This is a genomic window from Novosphingobium sp. BL-S-20 (assembly GCF_055521635.1).
In genome coordinates this window covers 191,069-211,501 of the sequence record NZ_CM145494.1, presented here as the reverse complement: position 1 = coordinate 211,501, position 20,433 = coordinate 191,069, and the positions used below count along the sequence as shown (strand labels likewise).

At 65.8% G+C, this 20,433-nt stretch carries 13 protein-coding genes; 8 read left to right on the top strand and 5 right to left on the bottom strand.

The genetic code is table 11. The features are described 5' to 3' along the window. Window positions 1–21 precede the first annotated feature (21 nt). From ACZ1II_RS08670 to ACZ1II_RS08660, 3 genes are all read left to right on the top strand, one after another. The gene (locus tag ACZ1II_RS08670; RefSeq protein WP_465146061.1) at window positions 22–591 is read left to right on the top strand and encodes a cob(I)yrinic acid a,c-diamide adenosyltransferase; all 570 of its coding nucleotides are present in this window, start codon (window positions 22–24) and stop codon (window positions 589–591) included. A 77-nt stretch (window positions 592–668) separates the two neighbouring features. Beyond that, window positions 669–1,538: a 3-hydroxyacyl-CoA dehydrogenase family protein gene (locus ACZ1II_RS08665; RefSeq protein WP_465146060.1), complete on the top strand. Its 870-nt coding sequence runs from the start codon at window positions 669–671 to the stop codon at window positions 1,536–1,538. Between the two features lie 104 nt (window positions 1,539–1,642). Beyond that, entirely contained in the window at window positions 1,643–1,963 is a 321-nt protein-coding gene (locus tag ACZ1II_RS08660) for a hypothetical protein (RefSeq protein ID WP_465146059.1), read from the top strand. A 382-nt stretch (window positions 1,964–2,345) separates the two neighbouring features. Here the strand turns inward: ACZ1II_RS08660 and mutS are convergent, their stop codons facing one another. Continuing rightward, window positions 2,346–4,964: a DNA mismatch repair protein MutS gene (mutS, locus tag ACZ1II_RS08655; protein ID WP_465146058.1), complete on the bottom strand. Its 2,619-nt coding sequence runs from the start codon at window positions 4,962–4,964 to the stop codon at window positions 2,346–2,348. Between the two features lie 116 nt (window positions 4,965–5,080). Here mutS and ACZ1II_RS08650 point away from each other — a divergent pair, with 116 nt between their 5' ends. Continuing rightward, window positions 5,081–7,342, top strand: coding sequence for an NADP-dependent malic enzyme (locus tag ACZ1II_RS08650; RefSeq protein WP_465146057.1), 2,262 nt, complete (start codon window positions 5,081–5,083; stop codon window positions 7,340–7,342). Between the two features lie 213 nt (window positions 7,343–7,555). Here ACZ1II_RS08650 and trmB read toward each other — a convergent pair whose 3' ends face one another. The 4 genes from trmB to ACZ1II_RS08630 form a co-directional block, all read right to left on the bottom strand. Beyond that, on the bottom strand, window positions 7,556–8,272 hold the full coding sequence (gene trmB / locus ACZ1II_RS08645) for a tRNA (guanine(46)-N(7))-methyltransferase TrmB (RefSeq protein WP_465146056.1): 717 nt from the start codon (window positions 8,270–8,272) through the stop codon (window positions 7,556–7,558). 131 nt (window positions 8,273–8,403) lie between these two features. Further along, on the bottom strand, window positions 8,404–9,099 hold the full coding sequence (gene ctrA / locus ACZ1II_RS08640; protein WP_021233000.1) for a response regulator transcription factor CtrA: 696 nt from the start codon (window positions 9,097–9,099) through the stop codon (window positions 8,404–8,406). A gap of 216 nt (window positions 9,100–9,315) precedes the next feature. Continuing rightward, a complete protein-coding gene (locus ACZ1II_RS08635; protein ID WP_465146055.1) occupies window positions 9,316–10,674 on the bottom strand; it encodes a putative O-glycosylation ligase, exosortase A system-associated in 1,359 nt (452 codons plus the stop codon). After that, the gene (locus tag ACZ1II_RS08630) at window positions 10,667–10,858 is read right to left on the bottom strand and encodes a hypothetical protein (RefSeq protein WP_465146054.1); all 192 of its coding nucleotides are present in this window, start codon (window positions 10,856–10,858) and stop codon (window positions 10,667–10,669) included. The genes ACZ1II_RS08635 and ACZ1II_RS08630 overlap by 8 nt, the downstream gene beginning before the upstream one ends. 65 nt (window positions 10,859–10,923) lie before the next feature. Between ACZ1II_RS08630 and ACZ1II_RS08625 the strand changes: the two genes are divergently transcribed. From ACZ1II_RS08625 to ACZ1II_RS08610, 4 genes are all read left to right on the top strand, one after another. Further along, window positions 10,924–12,165, top strand: a complete 1,242-nt coding sequence (locus ACZ1II_RS08625) for a TIGR04063 family PEP-CTERM/XrtA system glycosyltransferase (protein ID WP_465146053.1) — start codon at window positions 10,924–10,926, stop codon at window positions 12,163–12,165. Window positions 12,166–12,211: 46 nt separating this feature from the next. Next, a complete protein-coding gene (locus tag ACZ1II_RS08620; RefSeq protein WP_465146052.1) occupies window positions 12,212–14,008 on the top strand; it encodes a hypothetical protein in 1,797 nt (598 codons plus the stop codon). A gap of 251 nt (window positions 14,009–14,259) precedes the next feature. Next, complete coding sequence (gene gltB, locus ACZ1II_RS08615; protein WP_465146051.1) at window positions 14,260–18,897, top strand: glutamate synthase large subunit; 4,638 nt, start codon at window positions 14,260–14,262, stop codon at window positions 18,895–18,897. Window positions 18,898–18,914: 17 nt separating this feature from the next. Then, window positions 18,915–20,348 carry a glutamate synthase subunit beta gene (locus tag ACZ1II_RS08610; protein WP_465146050.1) on the top strand — a complete coding sequence of 478 codons (1,434 nt, stop codon included), beginning with the start codon at window positions 18,915–18,917 and terminating at the stop codon, window positions 20,346–20,348. Window positions 20,349–20,433: the final 85 nt, after the last annotated feature.

The following is a 20,433-nucleotide window of genomic DNA, read 5'->3' as shown; positions in this document are numbered from 1 at the left end:
AAACTGGGGCGCGCTGAAACCTTGGTAAAGCTCAACAAGATCTACACTCGCACGGGTGACGACGGCACCACGGGCCTCGTCGATGGCTCCCGCCTGCCCAAATACGCCGCGCGCATGGAAGCGATCGGCGCGGTGGACGAGACCAGCTGCGCCATCGGCCTCGCCGTCTGCGCGCTCACCGAAACGCCGCACGCCGCCGTGCTCACCCGCATCCAGAACGACCTGTTCGACCTCGGCGCGGACCTTGCCACCCCCGGAGACGATTTCACGCCCGGCGAGATGACCCTGCGCATCGTCCCCTCGCAAGTGACGTGGCTGGAAGGCGAGATCGACGCGATCAATGCCCATCTCCAGCCGCTCAGGAGCTTCATCCTGCCCGGCGGCAGCGAAGCCGCCGCCCGTGTCCACGTGGCCCGCGCCTCTGCCCGCAAGGCAGAACGCGCCGCCGTTGCCATGGCCGCCGAGGTGCCTGCCAATCCGGCCGCGCTGGGCTATCTCAACCGGCTCAGCGACTACCTCTTCGTCCTCGCCCGGGCGGTGAATGCGAACGGCGCCGACGACGTGCTTTGGGTGCCCGGCCAGAATCGTTAGATTTATCGCTAGGTTCCTTCCCCGAAGGCCAGTGATAATCGCTCCGGCACAACGGGATCATCAGAGGGAGTTTGGCAGTGCGCAAAGTCGGAATCATCGGCGCGGGAATCATGGGTTCGGGCATCGCCCAGACCGTGGCGAGCAAGGGCATGGAGGTGATCCTGTCCGATATCTCGATCGAAAATGCCGAGAGGGGCAAAGCGGGCATCGCCAAGGGCCTCGCCCGGCTGGTGGCCAAGGAAAAGATCGCCCAAGCCGAGGTCGACGCCCTGCTGCCCCGCATCTCCACCGCGGGCGACTATTCCGGCATGGGCGACTGCGACCTCATCATCGAGGCCGCCACCGAGCGCGAGGATATCAAGCTCAAGATCTTCTCCGCCGTGGGCGAAGTGCTGGGCGCCAATGCCATTCTCGCCTCGAACACCAGCTCGATCCCGATCACCCGCATGGCTGCCGCATCGCCCGACCCGGCGCGCTTCTGCGGGCTGCATTTCTTCAACCCGGTGCCGGTAATGGGCCTTGTCGAAGTGATCCCCGGCCTCGCGACTTCCGAAGAAACGACCGCCCGCATGAAGGCTTTCGGCGAGGCGCTGGGCAAGACCGTGGTGCTTGCCGGCGATGCGCCGGGCTTCGTGGTCAACCGCATCCTCTGCCCGATGCTCAACGAGGCGATCTTCGTGCTCGGCGAAGGGCTGGCCTCGGTGGAGGATATCGACGCGGGGATGCGGCTCGGCGCCAACCATCCGATGGGGCCGCTGACGCTGGCGGACTTCGTGGGTCTCGATACGCTCTACGAGATCATGAAGGTATTCCAGGCGACCACCGGCGATCCCAAGTACCGCCCGGCGCCGCTGCTGCAGAAATACGTCGAGGCGGGCTGGTACGGGCGCAAGTCGGGTCGGGGCTTCTACGATTACTCGGGCGAAGTGCCTGTGCCTACGCGCTGAACGGTTGGGGATAGGGGGCGCGCACCCCCTACCTTCGGATCATTCCTTCCCGGTCCGGAACCGGGCACTCTTCCGGACCGTTAATCCGGCAAAGGAGATTCCTGATGAGCGAACGCAGCGAAGACAGCGCCCCCGAAACGTTCAATTCCGAACAGGACGACGAAGACACCCAGGCCCAGACTTTCGCCGAAGAAGCCCAGGGCCGTTCCGCCAGCAGCTTCGCTCTGGAAGAGAGCGAGAAGGTCAAGGGCGGCATCGAGGACGAGGACGACATCGAGGATCTCGTCGACCACATGAACCAAATGGATTCGAGCGGCGTGATCGATATGTCGGCCTATCGCGGCGAAGAGACGATGGACGATCTCGAAGACCGTTACGGCCGGGAAAACGCCGCGGATGCGGATTTCGCGGATGACGATAGCTGACGGCAGAGGCCGAATTTCGGTTCAGATTCAGATTCGAGTCCGCAATCCAACACGCCGTCGTCCCCGCGCAGGCGGGGACCCCGCTTGTTCTTGAGACGAAGCGCGAAGGCATCGGGGCCCCCGCCTTCGCGGGGGCGACGGAAAGGTTTGCGCAATCTGGCGGACTGGCTTCAGTTCGCCGCCGAATCCTTAGCCCATGGGTTCTTGTGCGCCGGTTTAGCGGCAACCTGAGCCGCATCGTCACGTCCCGCATCATCCGGCGAAGGCACCGAACAATAGGCGGTCAGCAGCACGCCAGCCGACCAGAGCAGCGCATGCCACCGGCTCCTGAAGACATTCCTGATTTTCGGCCCGAACATGCGGCAAGGCTAACTCGGACCCGTTAAGACTCCGTGCCCGCCTCGCGCTTGAGGTCATAGAGGATTTCCAGCGCATCGCGCGGACTGAGCGCATCGACGTCCATCCCGCGCAGCTTGTCGCGCAGGACATCGCACTGTTCCTCCTGCGCTTCCTGCGCCGCCGCGAAGAGCGGCAGATCGCCCAGCCCCGCGGCGAGACCGCCCGTCTCCGCGCGGCCCTTCTCCAGCTTTTCCAGCACCGACTTGGCGCGGCTGATGACCTTGGGCGGGACCCCGGCAAGGCGCGCCACGGCAAGTCCGTAGCTGCGATCCGCAGGCCCTTCGGCCAGTTCGTGCAGCAGCACCAGATCGCCCTTCCACTCCCGCGCTCGGACATGGTGGAGCGAGAGCGCCTCGCAGGTTTCGCCCAGCCGCGCCATCTCGTGATAGTGCGTGGCGAAGAGGCAGCGGCAGCGGTTGGTCTCGTGGACGGCTTCCGCCACCGCCCAGGCCAGCGCCAGGCCGTCATAAGTCGAAGTGCCGCGCCCCACTTCGTCGAGGATGACGAAGCTGCGCTCGGTCGCCTGCGCGAGGATAGCGGCGGTTTCCACCATCTCGACCATGAAGGTCGAGCGCCCGCGCGCAAGGTTGTCCGAGGCGCCGACGCGGCTGAACAGGCGGTCCACCATACCGATCCGCGCCGACTTGGCGGGGACAAAACCGCCCGCCTGCGCCAGCAGCACGATCAGCGCGTTCTGGCGCAGGAACGTCGACTTACCGCCCATGTTGGGGCCGCCGATCAGCCAGAGCCGGTCATGACTGGCGAGGCGGCAGTCGTTGGCGACGAAACGCTCGCCCTGAACCTTCAGCGCGGCCTCGACCACCGGGTGACGACCTCCTTCGATATCGAGCGAGAGGCCGTCCACCACTTCGGGCCGGGTCCAGCCGCCTTCGGCCGCGCGCTCGGCCTGCCCGGCGGCCACGTCGAAACGGGCGAGCGCGGCCGCGGTGCGGGCGATAGCATGGCGGGCGGCGACAGCCTCGGTCACCAGTTCCTCGAAATGCGCTTCCTCGGCGGCGAGCGCATGGGCGCCTGCCTCGGTGATGCGGCTTGCTTCTTCATGCAGGGCGAGCGCGTTGAAGCGCATCGCCCCGGCCATCGTCTGGCGATGCGAGAAGCCGCTGTCCGGCTCCATCAGCTTGTCGGCATGGCGCTGCGGCACTTCGATGAAGTAGCCGAGCACGTTGTTGTGCTTGATCTTCAGCGCGGCAACGCCGGTTTCCTCACGGTACTTCGCTTCCAGCGCGGCAATCGCGCGGCGGGCATTGCCCGACGTGACGCGCAGCTCGTCCAGCCCGGCGTCGTAGCCGCTGGCAATATAGCCGCCCTGCCCGCGTTCGGTCGGCGGCGTTTCCACCAGCGCCTGCGCGAAATGATCGACCAGCCCGGAATGTCCGCCCAGTTCGGGCATCAGCCGGTCGAGCAGCACCGGCAGGCTGTCCATCTGCGCCAGCCGGTCCCCGATGCGGCGCGCCCCCGAAAGACCGTCGCGAAGCTGGCCGAGATCGCGCGGGCTGCCACGCCCTGCCACCACGCGGCCCAGCGCGCGCCCCACGTCAGGCAGCGCCCGCAGCGCCGCGCGCATGTCCTCGCGCAGCAGGTGATCGTCGTGCAGCCACTCGACCAGTTCCAGCCGCTCGGCAATCGCATGGCGGTCGGTCAGCGGGGCCGAGAGATCTTCCGCGAGCTGACGCGCACCGGCGCCGGTGACGCAGCGGTCGATCGCCTCAACCAGACTGCCCTTGCGCCCGCCCTGCGACGATTCGAGGATTTCGAGACTGGCCCGCGTCGCCTCGTCCATCGCCAGCGCAGCATCGCCTGCGCGCGCCACCGGCGGCAGCAGGAGCGGCAACTTGCCGCGTCCGACATGATCGAGATAGGCGATCAGCCCGCCCGCCGCCGCCAGCATGGCGCGGGTGAAAGTCCCGAAACCGTCAAGCGTCGCCACACCGTGGACGAATTTCAGCCGCTCGTCCCCGCCATCGGAGGAGAACTCGTGGCCCGAGCGCGGGATCGCGCCGTCGGGTGCCAGTTCCCAGCCTTCCGGCACGACCAGTTCGCTCGCGCCGAGCCGCGCCAGTGCCGCACCCAGCCGCTCCGGCGGGCACTCTTCCAGCTCCATGCGCCCGGTGGAGATATCGCAGGCGGCAATGCCGACCACACCCCGCAGATCGCAGGCCGCCGCCAGCACATTGGCGCGGCGCGGCTCCAGCAGCGATTCCTCGGTCAGCGTTCCGGCGGTGACGAAGCGGACGATGTCGCGCGTCACCAGCGCCTTGGAACCGCCGCGTTTCTTGGCTTCGGCGGGCGTTTCGGTCTGCTCGGCGATGGCCACGCGGCAACCGGCCTTGATCAGGCGGGCGAGATAGCCCTCCGCCGCATGGACCGGCACCCCGCACATCGGGATCGGCTGCCCGCCGTGCTCGCCCCGCGTGGTAAGTGCAATATCGAGAACCTGGCTTGCGGTTTTCGCATCCTCGAAGAACAGTTCGAAGAAATCGCCCATCCGGTAGAACAGCAGGCAATCTCCGGCGACCTCGCGCAAGGCAAGGTACTGGGCCATCATCGGGGTCACGCCCGCCTTGTCAGATTGTCCGCTCATGGCCCGAAGCGTTAGCGCCGCGCGCCCCTTCTTGGGAAGCGCGGGCAAGGCGCCTTTCCCCTATCGCGTGGCGAGAACATTCGTTAGGTCCTCTCCCAAATCGGGAGGAAAACCGCTTGTCCGAAAAATCCAAAGTCCAGTTCACGGAGCGTGAAGCTCTGTTCTATCACAGCACCATGCGCCCCGGTAAGATCGAGATTATTGCGTCGAAGCCGATGGCGACGCAACGCGACCTCTCGCTTGCCTATTCGCCGGGCGTCGCCGTTCCGGTCCAGGCGATCGCCGACGACCCCACCACCGCCTACGACTATACCGCCAAGGGCAACCTCGTCGCGGTGATCTCGAACGGCACCGCGATCCTCGGCATGGGCAACCTCGGCGCCCTCGCCTCGAAGCCGGTGATGGAAGGCAAGGCCGTCCTCTTCAAGCGCTTCGCCGACGTCGATTCCATCGACATCGAACTCGCCAGCGAAGACACCGACGCACTGATCGAGGCCATCGCCATGATGGAGCCGAGCTTCGGCGGCATCAACCTAGAAGACATCAAGGCACCCGAGTGCTTCATCATCGAGCAGGCCCTGCGCGAGCGGATGAACATCCCGGTCATGCATGACGACCAGCACGGCACCGCGATCATCGCCGCCGCCGGTCTCATCAACGCCTGCCTCATCACCGGGCGCAAGCTGGACGAGATCAAGGTCGTGGTGAACGGCGCCGGCGCCTCGGCGCTGGCCTGCACCGCGCTGATCAAGTCGATGGGCGTGCGCCACGATAACGTGCTGGTCTGCGACACGCGCGGCGTGATCTATCCGGGCCGCGAGCGCGTCGACCAGTTCAAGTCGGCCCACGCGGTCAAGACCGACAGGCGCACGCTGGCCGAAGCCCTCGAAGGCGCGGATGTCGTTCTCGGCCTCTCGGCCAAGGGCGCGATCACGCCCGAGATGGTCAAGTCCATGGCGCCCGAGCCGATCATCTTCGCGATGGCCAACCCGGACCCGGAAATCACCCCGCCCGAAGCCAAGGCCGTGCGCCCCGACGCCATCGTCGCCACCGGCCGGTCGGACTATCCGAACCAGGTCAACAACGTGCTCGGCTTCCCCTTCATCTTCCGCGGCGCGCTGGACGTTTCGGCCACCGCGATCAACGAAGAGATGAAGATCGCCGCCGCCACGGCCATCGCCGAACTGGCGCGCGAACAGGTCCATGAAGACGTCGCCGCCGCTTATGGCGAAGCGCAGCAGTTCGGCCGCGACTACATCATTCCGGCGCCGTTCGATCCGCGCCTGATGGAAGTGGTGTCGATGGCCGTCGCCAAGGCAGCGATGGATTCCGGCGTCGCCACCCGCCCGATCGAGGACTTCGCAGCCTACCGCGACCAGCTCAAGGCCCGCCTCAACCCGACCACTTCGGTGCTCACCCGCGTCTACGAACAGGTCCGCGCCAATCCCAAGCGCATGATCTTCGCCGAGGCGGACAACGAAGTCGTCCTGCGCGCCGCGATCCAGTACCGCGACTTCGGCTACGGCGAACCGATCCTGGTCGGCCGCACCCAGGTCATCCTCGACAAGATGGCCGAACTCGGCGTCGCCGATCCCGAGAGCTACCATATCGAGAACTCGATGGTTTCCGATCACGTCGCGCCGATGGTGGAGATGCTCTACGAGCGCCTTAAGCGCCGCGGCTTCCTCCAGCGCGACGTGCAGCGCATGGTCAATACCGATCGCAACATCTTCGCCTCCGGCCTGCTCAAGCTGGGCGTCGGCGATGCGATGGTCACCGGCATGACCCGGCCCTTCGCGCAGTCGATCAAGGAAGTGCGCCGCGTGCTCGACCCGGCCGAGGGCAAGCTGCCCTTCGGCATCCACCTGCTGGTCGGCAAGAACCACACGGTGTTCATGGCGGACACCACCATCAACGAGCGCCCGAGTGCCGAGCAGCTCGCGGTGATCGCCAAGGAAACCGCCGCCGTCGCCCGCCGCCTGGGCCACGAACCGCGCGTCGCCTTCCTCAGCTACTCGACCTTCGGCAACCCCTCGGGCAAGTGGCTGGACGCCACCCGCGAGGCGATCCGCATCCTCGACGAGGAACAGCCGGACTTCGAATACGAAGGCGAAATGGCTCCCGACGCGGCGCTGAACCCGCAGATCATGAAGCTCTACCCGTTCAGCCGCCTGTCGGCTCCGGCGAACGTGCTGATCATGCCGGGGCTGCAGTCGGCCAATATCTCGGCCAAGCTGCTCAAGGAAATCGGCGGCACGACCTCGATCGGGCCGATGCTGCTGGGCGCGGAGAAGCCGGTGCAGATCGTGCCGATGACGGCGCTGGCACCGGACGTGCTGACCCTGGCCGTGCTCGCGGCGGCGGGGATTGCCGGGTAAGAACAAGGGGAGAAATGCAGGGGTTAATACCCCTGCACCCCAAACCCTTTTCGTCGTGCGCGCAGCTTCGTGGTGCGCGCATTTCGACGTTCGAGATGTCTCCCGGCGAGAGCGCGCGCCGGCCTCTCCCCACTCACCGCGTCATCCTGAACTTGTTTCAGGATGACGACGGGCTATCGGAAAAAACGGGACGAAAATCGCCCCGCCCCAATGTCACTTCCGCCGATAGCGGAAATACCAGACCTCATGCCCGTAGACGGTGCGCGCCTTGTTCTCGTAGCGCGTTTCCGGCCAGCCGCCCGGACGGACCTGGAAATCCTGCGGCTTCTCGCAAAGCCACTCGAACTGGTCGGTGTGGCGCTGCATCACCATCAGCGCATGGCGGACATAGACCGCATGGTCGGTGCCGAAGCGGAACTCGCCGCCGGGCTTGAGCTTGGCCGCAAACATGTCGACCGGGCCGTCGTTCATCATGCGCCGCTTGGCATGACGCGCCTTGGGCCAGGGGTCCGGGTGCAGCAGGTAGAGGAACGAGAGCGAACCGTCGGGAATGCGCGAGAGCACTTCCAGCGCGTCGCCGTGATGAATGCGCACATTGCCGAGCGGGGTGCTGGCACCGTTGTCGCCCGCCACATGGGTCAGCGCCTGGGCGACACCGTTGATGAACGGCTCGGCACCGATGAAACCGTGGTTCGGCAGCATGTCGGCCCGCCCGGCCATGTGTTCGCCGCCGCCGAAGCCGATCTCGAAATGCATCGGACGATCGTCGCCGAACAGCAGGTCGGACGTGACCGGGCCTTCGAGGGGAACCGCGATACGCGGCAGCAGGGTGTCGACCAGAGCCTGCTGGCCCGTGCGCAAGGGCTTGCCCTTGGCGCGGCCATAGAGGCGGTTGAGCGTGGTCGGATCGCCGGATTTGTGAGCCGTCATGGCGCGGGGCACTGACACCGTTGCCCGGCAAGGTCAACGTCGCCCAAACGAAACCGGCTCTCAAAACGAAACGGCCCGCCCCGAAGGACAGGCCGTTCCATGCACGTTGCTTATACGCGCAAGGGGTAGAGTTACGCGACTTCCTGCAGTTCGTCCGGATCACGCAGCACATAGCCGCGGCCCCAGACCGTCTCGATGTAGTTGGCGCCGCCGCAGGCGTGGGCCAGCTTCTTGCGCAGCTTGCAGATGAAGACGTCGATGATCTTCAGTTCCGGTTCGTCCATGCCGCCGTAAAGGTGGTTGAGGAACATTTCCTTGGTCAGCGTGGTGCCCTTGCGCAGCGAGAGCAGCTCCAGCATCGCATATTCCTTGCCGGTCAGATGCACGCGGGCGCTGTCGACCTCAACGGTCTTGGCGTCGAGGTTCACCACCAGCTTGCCGGTGCGGATGACCGACTGCGAATGGCCCTTCGAGCGGCGGACGACGGCATGAATGCGCGCGATCAGCTCTTCGCGGTGGAACGGCTTGGTCACGTAGTCGTCGGCGCCGAAGCCGAACGAACGGACCTTCGAATCCATTTCGGAGATGCCCGAGAGGATCAGCACCGGCGTCTGCACCTTGGCGACGCGCAGCTTCTTCAGCACGTCGTACCCGTGCATGTCGGGCAGGTTCAGATCGAGCAGAATGATGTCGTAATCGTAGAGTTTGCCGAGATCGAGGCCTTCTTCGCCCAGATCCGTGGAGTAGACGTTGAACCCTTCGGCCGTCAGCATGAGTTCGATGGCCCGCGCAGTGGTGGGTTCATCCTCGATCAGCAGGACACGCATCGGAAATTACCTTTCGCCCCCCGTCTCGGCTCAAATCCCCAGCCGAAACGGATATTTCCTTGTATTAACCATAGGACGGATGAAGGTTAAAGGTTAATTTGCCGTAAACACGATTGCCCGTGATTTTTCAAAACCATAGGGAATCCGCGCCTGTTAGGAATATTTCGCCTCGGACGGTGCTTCCAGACCTTAAAAAAGTTTGGCCTTAACCACCTCTCAGGCCAAGCCGACCACCGGCCGGGTTGCCCGAATCGGGGCACGAACCTGCGCCACGTCGATTCGCTTGAGATAGCTCCAGAGACCGCATTGCAGGCCGATCAGCATCAGGATGAACGGCTGGAAGGCGATGCCCACGAACAGCGATCCGATCAGATAGACCACTTGCGCCAGTTGCAGCGCCACTGCCAACGGCGCCACCCAGGCCTCATCCGGCCCCGTGCGCTTCTTCCAGCGGCGGCGAATCTGCTCCATCTGAATCAGTCCGGTCAACTGGAGCAGTATCCAGAGACCGAAGCCGGGGAAGCCCTGCTCGCCCAGCATCTCGAAGTAACTGGAATGGAAGGCCCGGCCTTCCTCCACGACATGGGTACGCCGGATTTCGGTGCTGCCGTCCACGGTGACCTTGACGACGGTATCGTACTCGACCCGGCTCGACTGGTTGACCACGAAGCCGCCGCCCATCGGGTGCTCCTTCACATAGCCCCAGGTCCATTTCCAGACGCCAAGGCGCGTGCTGGCGGACTGGTCGGCCTCGTGATTCTCGATCGTGCCCATCCGCGCCAGGAAGGCCTGCGGCAGGAACGGCACCGCGACTACGACCGCCAGCGCCATGCCCCCGGCAATCAGTACCTTGTGCTTCGCGGTGCGCAGATAGAACAGGCAAAGCACGCCGAGGCATACGAGTCCGGTGCGCGCCTGCGTCCCCACCGGGATCAGCGAACAGGCGAAGATCAGCGCGGCGGCGAACAGGTAGACCCGCCAGTCCGCCGGAAACACCGTCCCGTACTTCACCAGCCAGAGCACGATCGGGATGATCGAGATCGCCACCGCCGAGAGGATCGAGCCTTCGTAGAGGCCGGTGTTGTTCTCCACGAATATCCGCAAAGTCCCGTAGCCGCCGCCGCCGCCCGCTGTCTTGAGGCCCCCGTCGATGATGAGCGCGCTCGCCGCCAGCACCATGACCAGCGCCACCGCCTCGATCCGCAGCCGCGTGCGCAGGGTGAAGGGCAGGAAGATCGCGAAAACCAGCGCCTTCCACACCCAGGCCCATTTCTCCGCCGCCGCCTCCGGATAGACCGCCGCCCAGGTCGTATAGCCGCAATAGAGCAGCAGCGCCGCGAGGATGCCCTGCCGCATGGTGAAGCGCGAATCGCGTTTGTCGTCGAGCGCCAGCCAGCCGAGGAACGCGGCGGCAAAGGCCATGAGCGAGATCGGCAGATGGGACAGGATGCCCCAGGAAATGATCTGCGGACTGACGATATCGACATAGAGATAGCACAGCACCCAGAGGAACGGGCGCCGAAAGCCGATCAGCAGGAAGCAGGCCACGAAGCCAGTCAGCGCAAGGTCAAGCATCGCCGCTGTCCTTGCTTGGCCAGCGCATCTCGCGCCGCACCGGCCCGCTCCGCTTCAGGGGCCTCTGTTCGGGCGCAGCGCCTTCGCCCGGCACCTCGACATCGAGGTCCGACCGCAGCAGCAGGCGGCAGGCGGCCAGCGCCAGCAGTCCGTGGCTCACGGCAAGGGCAAGGATGTCGACCATCGCGCCGGGCCTACCAGCGCCGGGTTGACGCGGCGTTAAGCCTTGCAGACATAGGCTTCCGCCCCATGACCCGTGTTCTCCACGTCCTCGACCATTCGCTGCCGATACACAGCGGCTATACCTTCCGGACCCGCGCGATCCTGAAGGCGCAGGAAGCCATGGGCTTCGAAGTCCGCGGCATTACCGGCATACGCCACACGGAGGAAGGCCCCGCGGTGGAGGAAGCCGACGGGCTGACGTTCCATCGCACCGAGGGAACCGCCGGTGGCCCGGTGGGCCTGCGCGAATGGCGCGAGATGGGGCTTTTCGCCGAATCGATCGACCGGCTGGTGCGCGAATGGCGACCGGACGTGCTCCATGCCCACTCGCCCTCGCTCTGCGGCGCGGCGGCGGCGCGCGTCGCCCGCCGCCACGGCATTCCGCTCGTCTACGAAATCCGTGCCTTCTGGGAAGACGCGGCAGTGGGCAACGGCACCGGCAGCGAAGGCTCGTTCAAGTACCGGCTGACGCGCGCGCTGGAAAACCGCGTCGTCGCCCGCGCCGATGCCGTGGTGACGATCTGCGACGGACTGCGCGAAGACCTCGTCGCGCGCGGGGTTCCGCCGGGCAAGCTCTCGAAAATGCCCAACGGCGTCGATCTTGACCTGTTCGGCACGCCGCCCGCGCGCGATCCGGCGCTGGCCCGCGAACTCGGCTTCGAGACGGACGGGATCGCTCACCCGGTCATCGGCTTCATCGGCAGCTTCTACGATTACGAAGGCCTCGACGACCTGATCGCCGCCATGCCCCTGCTGCTGGAGCGCCAGCCCGAGGCACGGCTGCTCATGGTCGGCGGCGGCCCGCGCGAGGAAGCGCTGCGCGCCCAGGCCCAGGCCTCTCCGGCTGCCGCAGCGATCCGCTTCATCGGCCGCGTGCCGCACCACGAGGTGGAGCGCTACTATGCCTTGGCCGACGTGATGGCCTATCCGCGCAAGAAGAGCCGGTTAACCGACCTCGTGACGCCGCTGAAGCCGCTGGAGGCCATGGCACAGGGCAAGCTCGTAGCCGCCAGCGATGTCGGCGGCCACCGCGAACTCGTGACTCACGGCCAGACCGGCACGCTCTTCGCGCCCGACGATCCCGCTGCCTGCGCGGCTGCCCTTGCAGACTTGCTGGAAGCCCGCGCATCGTGGGAAGCCTACCGCGAAGCAGGCCGCCGCCATGTACGGGAACGGCACGACTGGGCGGTCAATGCCCGGCATTATCGAGACGTTTACCAAATGGTGTCACCTCTGGCGGCACGAAAAAGGCTGGAAACCGCTGCCTGACCTGGCGAATTACCATCCTGCGGAACTCAGAACGGGGTTAATGAACGTGGCGAAACCAGAGAGCAGGCAAGAGGGCAAAAAGGCCCAACCGATCAGCCGCCACCCGCTGTTCCCGGCGATCGTCGCCTTGTGGTTCGCGGCGCTGTTCGGGCTTGGATCGCTGATGGTCAGCCCGGCGCTGATCGAGCGGATCGTCTCCGCCACCGGCCTTGCCAAAGTCCTGCCGATGGCCGCGCCGCCGCTCGGCGCCACGGCCCGCATCCTCTTTGCTCTCGCGCTCACCGGGCTGGGTGGACTGGTCGGCCTCATTGCCGGGCGCCGTGTCGCCCAGACTGCCGAGGAAGCCCCGGCCCGCATGCCGTTCGCCGGTCTCGAAACCGGCGATGCCGTGCCTGAAGCGATCAGTGAACAGGAAGCTGCGCCGGTCGAAGAACGCGCCTCCTCCCCCCTGCCGCGCCGCCGCCGCGCCCTCCTTGCCGAGGACGCCCCGTCGCTGGAAGAGCCGGAAATCGCCGCCCCCGAAGCCATGCAGCCGCCGATTCTCAATCTCTCCGAACTCGATCTCGAAGGCATTGAGGCCGCCGGTCTCGCCGAACCGCTGCCTGCTGCAGAAGCAGCCTATCGCCAGCCTGATCTCGAAGAAAACAGCGCGGGCACCCTCGAAACGCCCGAAACCGTTTCCGCCGAGTGGTCGCCTGAGCATGACGAAGCGCCTGCCGCGCAGACCGCCGATTCCGTCGACGAAGACGAGCAAGGTCCCTTCGGTCGCATCCCCGAGTGGCTGGAACCGCGTCAGGACGTGCACAGCTTCTCCCCGGCCCGCTGGGGCGCTGCGCATGAAGACGCCGCCAAGCCCGAGACCCTCGCGCCCGAAAATCTCAGCAACCGTCTGTTCGAAGCCTATTCGCGCAAGTTGAACGAACCGGCCGAAACCCCGGACGCCCAGCCGCTCACCGCCCCTGCTGCGGACACGGGCGAGGCCCACGTCGAGGAAGCCGCGACTTCCGCAGAACAGGCTCAGGCCGCCGAACGAATTGCCGGGGCGCACCTCGAAGACCTCTCACAAGTCGAACTGCTGGAACGTCTTGCGCTGGCGATGGAGCGGCAGCGCCGCCTGCGCGCCGCCACAACCGAAACAGAAGATGAGTCGATTGCGGACGAGATGGCCGTTACCGTCGATTCCGCGCCGCCGAGTGCCGAAACCATCGCTTTTCCCGCCGAGCGCGCAGCAGACTCGATTCTGCCCCGCCTCGCGTCGGCGTCGCCCTTCAACCCGCCACTGCGATCGGTTCCGGACACGCAGGACCTCGATCGGGATGATGGCGCGCCTGTCGCAGTACTGGATATCCCGACCCCGATCCCGGCCGCCCTGCGCCCCATCGGCTTCGATGCCTTCGGGCATGACGAAGCCGACGATGCCTTGCCCGGCTATGTCCCGCCCCGCCACATCAGCCTGGCGCTGACCAATCCGGTGTCGGCCCTGCCGCAGGCTACGGCCGAGGATACTGTCGAAGCGGAAAGCGAAGCCGAGGATCGGGGCCGGTATGCAGCGTTCGACACGCTTTCGGAGCGCTTCGACTATGACGAGGCCCCCGAGGACGACGAGGAAGAGGCGGTCCTGGCCAAGGGCTACTCCTCGCTGCTGAACCTGTCGCGCCAGTCGCCCCGCCAGAACTTTGTGCGGCTCGGCGACGAAGTCCCGGCCGAAGACACTGATGATGTCGCTTCGGAAGGAAACGGCCCCCGTCCCTTCGATCCTCCGGCCCGTCCCGATCCCGTCGAAACGGAGAAGGCTTTGCGCGCCGCCCTGGCCACGCTCCAGCGCATGAGCGGGGCTGCCTGAAACGGGTCCATTTTCGTGCAGAAACGCATTTCACGCAACTGAGGCGCTTCTTCGCATAACAAAATTCCTTTTTTTACCGCGCAAACGCACCAAATTTTGCGCGAACCCATGCCTTCGCCATTGCAAAAGCGTCCCGTAATCGTCATGGGGGCGCTTGGGACCCCCATGACGCACCTTGGCGCAGCACGATTCGTGCGCTCCGGGCGCGACGAAAGGTCCCCGGCAAAAAATGACAGGATGGGTTTTTATCGATGGGATTTCCTAAGCCCCAGGGCCTTTATGATGCGCGTAACGAACACGATGCTTGTGGTGTAGGCTTCGTAGCCCATATCAAAGGCCAGAAAACGCATGCAATCATTACTCAGGCGCTGGAAATCCTGAAAAATATTGACCACCGCGGTGCGGTGGGCGCCGACCCTCTGCTGGGCGACGGCGCAGGAATCCTGACGCAGCTTCCCGACACTCTGTTCCACAGCTGGGCCGCCGCCGCCGGCGTCGAACTGCCCAAGGCTGGCGACTATGCCGTCGCAATGTGCTTCCTGCCGCAGGACGAGGCCAGCCGCGACCTCATCACGCAGACGTTCGAGAAGTTCATCGCCAAGGAAGGCCAGCACCTGATCGGCTGGCGCGACGTGCCCGTCACGCTCGACGGCCTCGGCAAGACCGTGATCGAATCGATGCCGGTGATCCGCCAGTGCTTCGTCGGCCGCGGTGACAACTGCGCCGATCAGGATGCGTTCGAGCGCAAGATCCTGGCGATCCGCAAGCAGACGCAGAACCCGCTCGCGGCCATGGCCGAAAAGCACAACCTGCCCGGCCTGGCCGAGCTCTACATGCCGAGCTTCTCCAGCCGCACGATCGTCTACAAGGGCCTGCTGCTGGCGACCCAGGTCGGCTCGTTCTACGACGACTTGCGCAATCCCGAGTTCGTCTCGGCACTCGGCCTTGTCCACCAGCGCTTCTCGACCAACACGTTCCCGAGCTGGAAGCTGGCGCACCCGTTCCGCTTCATGGCCCACAACGGCGAGATCAACACCGTTCGCGGCAACGTGAACTGGATGAACGCGCGCCGCCGCACCATGGAATCGGAGCTGCTCGGCGCCGATCTCGACAAGATGTGGCCGCTGATCCCGCACGGCCAGTCGGACACCGCCTGCCTCGACAATGCGCTCGAACTGCTGCTGGCCGGCGGCTATCCGCTCGTCCACGCGATGATGATGCTCATCCCGGAAGCCTGGGCCGGCAACGCGCTGATGACGCCGGAACGCCGCGCGTTCTACGAATATCACGCAGCCCTGATGGAACCCTGGGACGGTCCGGCCGCCGTGGCCTTCACCGACGGCCGCCAGATCGGCGCCACGCTGGACCGCAATGGCCTGCGCCCCGCGCGCTTCCTCGTCACCGATGACGACATCTGCGTCATGGCTTCCGAATCGGGCGTGCTCCCGATCAAGGAAGACAACATCGTCCGCAAGTGGCGCCTCCAGCCCGGCAAGATGCTCCTGATCGACTTCGAACAGGGCCGCATCATCGAAGACGAAGAGATCAAGACCCAGCTCGCCAACGAAGAGCCTTACGAAAAGTGGCTTGAGCAGGCGCAGTACAAGCTGGCCGATCTCGACGTGATCGAACCGGAACTGGCCGAGCTGCCCCAGCCGACCGGCACCCTGCTCGATCGCCAGCAGGCCTTCGGCTACACCCAGGAAGACGTCAGCCGCTTCCTCGAACCGATGGCCGTCAATGCCGACGACCCGCTCGGCTCGATGGGCACCGACACACCGATTCCGGTGCTGTCGAACAAGGCCCGCCTGCTCTACGACTACTTCAAGCAGAACTTCGCACAGGTCACCAACCCGCCGATCGACCCGATCCGCGAGGAACTGGTGATGAGCCTGGTCACCATGATCGGCCCGCGCCCGAACCTGCTCGGCCATGACGCCGGCAGCCACAAGCGCCTGGAAGTCAGCCAGCCGATCCTGACCGATCTCGGCCTTGCCAAGATTCGCTCGGTGGAAGCCGCGCTCGACGGCGCCTTCCGCACCGAGACCATCGACATGACCTGGGATGCCGCTTCGGGCGTCGAGGGGCTGGAGATGGCGATCAAGGAAATGTGCTGGGCCGCGACCGAAGCGGTGCTGGCGGACAAGAACATCCTCGTCCTGTCCGACCGCGCCCAGGGGCCGGACCGCATCCCGATGCCGGCGCTGCTGGCGACGGCTGCCGTCCACCACCACCTCGTCCGCCAGGGCCTGCGCATGCAGACCGGCCTCGTCGTGGAAACCGGCGAAGCGCGCGAAGTGCATCACTTCTGCGCTCTGGCAGGCTACGGCGCGGAAGCGATCAACCCCTACCTCGCGCTCGAAACCATCGAAGCCGTGCGCGTTCGCAAGAACCTGCCGGTAACGGCGGAGCAGGCGGCCAAGAACTACGTCTACGCCATCGGCAAGGGCATCCGTAAGGTCATGTCCAAGATGGGCATCTCGACCTACCAGTCGTACTGCGGCGCCCAGATCTTCGACGCCGTCGGCCTCTCGACCGCCTTCGTGGACAAGTACTTCACCGGGACCGCCACCTCGATCGAGGGTGCGGGTCTGGCCGAAATCGCGGCGGAAACCGTGCAGCGCCACAACGCGGCCTACGGCGACAACCCGATCTACGCCAACATGCTCGACGTCGGCGGCATCTACGGCGCGCGCGTGCGCGGCGAGGAACATGCCTGGACCTCCGAGAACATCGGCGCGCTCCAGCACGCGGTTCGCGGCAATATCCCCGCCAAGTACGAGGAATTCGCCCGCACCATCAACGACCAGTCGACCCGGATGCTCACCATCCGCGGGCTGATGGAATTCGCCCCCAGCCAGGCGATCCACATCTCCGAGGTGGAACCCGCCAGCGAGATCGTGAAGCGCTTCGCCACCGGCGCGATGAGCTACGGCTCGATCTCGTGGGAGGCGCATACCACGCTGGCACTGGCGATGAACCGCATCGGCGGCAAGTCGAACACCGGCGAAGGCGGCGAGGACCCCTCGCGCTTCAAGCCCCTGCCGAACGGCGACACCATGCGTTCGTCGATCAAGCAGGTCGCCTCGGGCCGTTTCGGCGTGACCACCGAATATCTGGTCAATGCCGACGACATCCAGATCAAGATGGCCCAGGGCGCCAAGCCCGGCGAAGGCGGCCAGCTGCCGGGTGACAAGGTGGACAAGACCATCGGCGCCACCCGTCACTCGACGCCGGGCGTCGGCCTGATCTCGCCGCCGCCGCACCACGACATCTACTCGATCGAAGACATCGCGCAGCTCATTCACGATCTCAAGAACGTGAACCCGACCAGCCGCGTCTCGGTGAAGCTGGTGTCCGAAGTGGGCGTGGGTACGGTCGCGGCGGGCGTTTCCAAGGCGCGCGCGGACCACATCACGATCTCGGGCTACGAAGGCGGCACCGGCGCTTCGCCGCTGACCTCGCTGACTCACGCGGGTTCGCCTTGGGAAATCGGCCTTGCCGAAACCCAGCAGACCCTGCTGCTCAACAACTTGCGCAGCCGCGTGGTGGTCCAGGCCGATGGCGGCCTGCGCACCGGCCGTGACGTCGCCGTGGCCGCGCTGCTCGGCGCGGAAGAGTTCGGCTTCGCCACTGCCCCGCTCATCGCGGCGGGCTGCATCATGATGCGCAAGTGCCACCTCAACACCTGCCCGGTCGGCGTCGCCACCCAGGACCCCGTCCTGCGCGCCCGCTTCACCGGCCAGCCCGAGCATGTGGTCAACTACTTCTTCTTCGTCGCCGAGGAACTGCGCGCGATCATGGCGCAGCTGGGCTTCCGCACGATCGCCGAAATGGTCGGCCGCGTGGACAAGCTCGACATGAAGAAGGCGATCTCGCACTGGAAGGCCAAGGGCGTGGACCTCTCCAAGGTTCTCTACCAGGCTCCGCTGGGCGACAGCCCCTCGCTGGGCTGGAGCGAACTGCAGGACCACGGCCTCGAGAACGCGCTCGACAACGCGCTGATCGCAGGTGCTGCCGATGCGCTGGACAACCGCCAGCCGGTGCGCATCGAAAAGAGCGTCATCAACGTCAACCGCACAGTCGGCGCGATGCTTTCGGGCGAAGTGGCCCGTCGCTACGGCCATGACGGCTTGCCCGACAACACCATCAACGTGAAGCTCACCGGCGTCGCCGGCCAGAGCTTCGCCGCCTGGCTCGCCCACGGCGTCACGCTCGACCTGACCGGCGATGCCAACGACTATGTCGGCAAGGGGCTTTCGGGTGGCCGCGTGATCGTGCGCCAGCCCGGCCATGTGAACCGCGATCCGCTCAAGAACATCATCGTCGGCAATACCGTGCTCTACGGCGCGATTTCCGGCGAGGCGTTCTTCAACGGCGTCGGCGGCGAGCGCTTCGCGGTCCGCAACTCGGGCGCGATCGCGGTCGTCGAAGGCTGCGGCGACCACGGCTGCGAATACATGACCGGCGGCGTCGTGACGGTGCTCGGCAAGACCGGCCGCAACTTCGCGGCAGGCATGTCCGGCGGCATCGCCTACGTCTATGACGAGGACGGCGAGTTCGACAAGCTGGTCAACCCGGCGATGGTCGATCTCATCCGCATCTCGCCGGAAGCCGACGAGGAGGAAGGCACCGGCCGTCCCCAGCAGCGCACCGTCTCGGTTCGCGACCTGGGCATGGGCGACATGCTGCGCCACGATGCGGAGCGCCTGCGCATCCTGCTCGAACGCCACCACCTGCACACCGGCTCGAAGCGGGCCCGCGCACTGCTCGACGATTGGTCGAACGCGCTGGGCAAGTTCGTCAAGGTGATGCCGCGCGACTACGCGAAGGCTCTGCGCCAGCAGGAGGCCGAGCGCCTCGAAGCCGCTTCGGTCGCTGCAGAATAAGATCGGGAATTAGTAAGATGGGCAAGGAAACCGGCTTCCTCGAACTGGACCGCCAGGATCGTACCTATGGCGACGCCAAGGCGCGCCTCAAGAACTACAACGAGTTCGTCGTCCCGCTGGCGCCGCAGGCGCTCAAGGACCAGGCCTCGCGCTGCATGAACTGCGGCGTGCCGCACTGCCACACCGGCTGTCCGGTCAACAACATCATCCCGGACTGGAACCACCTGGTCTACGAGGACGACTTCCGCAACGCGCTGGAAGTCCTCCATTCGACCAACAACTTCCCCGAGTTCACCGGCCGCATCTGCCCCGCCCCGTGCGAGGCGGCCTGCACCCTGAACATCGTGGACCAGCCGGTCACCATCAAGTCGATCGAATGCGCGATCGTCGACAAGGGCTGGCAGGAAGGCTGGATCACGCCCAAGCCTGCCGCGAAGAAGACCGGCAAGTCGGTGGCCGTGGTCGGCTCCGGCCCGGCGGGCATGGCCTGCGCCCAGCAACTCGCCCGCGCCGGCCACTCGGTGACGGTGTTCGAGAAGAGCGACCGCGTCGGCGGCCTGCTCCGCTACGGCATCCCCGACTTCAAGATGGAAAAGCACCTCATCAACCGTCGTCTCGTGCAGATGATGGCCGAGGGCATCGAGTTCCGCACTTCCACCGAAGTCGGCGTGACCGTCTCGGTCGCCTCGCTGAAGGAAAACTTCGACACCGTCGTCTTCGCAGGCGGCGCCGAGGACCCCCGTCCGCTGAACATTCCGGGCTTCGAACTGCCCGGCGTGCGCTTCGCGATGGAGTTCCTCACCCAGCAGAACAAGCGCAACGCAGGTGACGACGAGCTTCGCGCCGCCCCGCGCGGCACGCTTTCGGCCACCGGCAAGCACGTCATCGTCATCGGCGGCGGCGACACCGGTTCCGACTGCGTCGGCACCTCGAACCGCCAGGGCGCCGCTTCGGTGACCCAGCTCGAAATCATGCCCAAGCCGCCGCTGCATGAAAACAAGGCGATGTCCTGGCCGAACTGGCCGCTCAAGCTGCGCACCTCGTCGAGCCACGAGGAAGGCGTCGAGCGCGACTGGGCGGTACTGACCAAGCGCGTCATCGGCGACAACGACGTGCGCGCCCTCGAATGCGTCCGCGTCGAGTGGAAGGACGGCAAGATGCAGGAAGTGGCGGGCAGCGAGTTCACGCTCCAGGCCGACCTCATCCTGCTCGCCATGGGCTTCGTCGGCCCGCGCAAGGCCGGCATGCTCGACCAGTCCGGCGTCGCGCTGGACGCGCGCGGCAACGTCAAGGCCACCATGGCCGACTACCGCACCAGCGATCCGGCGATCTATTCGTGCGGCGACATGCGCCGCGGCCAGTCGCTGGTGGTCTGGGCCATCCGCGAAGGCCGCCAGTGCGCCCGCGCGGTGGACGAAGCGCTCATGGGCAGTTCCGAACTGCCGCGCTGATCTTTCGCATTACCGATTGAGGAAGGGGCGTACCGCAAGGTGCGCCCCTTTTTCGATTGGGCGCGGACAGGCTTCGACAAGCTCA